The following is an 874-nucleotide window of genomic DNA, read 5'->3' on the forward strand; positions in this document are numbered from 1 at the left end:
GGCGGCCGCCACGGGTTTCGGCCCCGCCTTCGCGGCGCGCGGGGCGGGCTTCACGCGGGCGCTCGCCGGGCTCGCGGCCCAGCGCCGGGCGGTGGACGCTCTCGGCTCGAGCGCGCCGCAGGCGGCGGGCTTCTACACCGGGCTGATCGGCGAGGGGCTTGGCCTCGTGCGGGCGATGGGCGGGGTGATCGACGAGGCCGGCCTCGCCGCCCGGGCGAGTGCCTACGCGGCCTTCCTGGCGCTCAAGGAGGCGGCCGGGCAGGAGCGCGCCGCCGCCTCGGCGGCCTTCGCCTCCGGCAGCCTGGACCTCGCCGGCGCCCGCCGGCTCGCCACGCTGGCGGCCGATCAGGCGACCTATGCGGGCCTGTTCCGGGCCGGGGCCGCGGCGGGGCAGGGGGCTCTGCTCGACGCCGCGGAGGCGACCGAGCCGGCCCGGGAGGTCGCGCGCCTGCGCACGGCCGCCCAGGAGACGATGCCGGGCACGGCGCTGGCCTTCCGCGACGCGCCCGGCTGGTTCCGTCTCGCCACCCAGCGGATCGATGCCCTGAAGGGCGTGGAGGACCGGCTCACCGCAGACCTCGTGGCCGCGGCCGGCGCCGTGCGCGCCCAGGCCGACCGGATGCTGACCATCTGGGTCGCCGGAGGGCTCGCCCTGTTCGCCCTGTCGGCCGGCCTCGCGGCCTGGATCGGCACGGCGATCGCCCGGCCCCTCGCCCGGATGGCGCAGGTGCTGACGGCGATCGGCCGGGACGGGGAGACAGCCGATCTCGCGGTCCCGTCCGGCGGCCCCCGCGAGGTGCAGGCGATCGCCGCCGCCGCGGTCGCCTTCCGCGACAGCGTCGCCGAGCGGCGGGCGGCCCGGGCCGCGCAGGAC

The 874-nt window shown here is 79.9% G+C and carries 1 protein-coding gene; it reads left to right on the forward strand.

From position 1 onward, the window contains the following. A partial coding sequence (locus tag AC1DXK_RS31035; protein WP_477299713.1) for a nitrate- and nitrite sensing domain-containing protein occupies positions 1-874 on the forward strand: 874 nt, incomplete at both ends.

Source organism: Methylobacterium sp. P3_A11 (assembly GCF_056403155.1).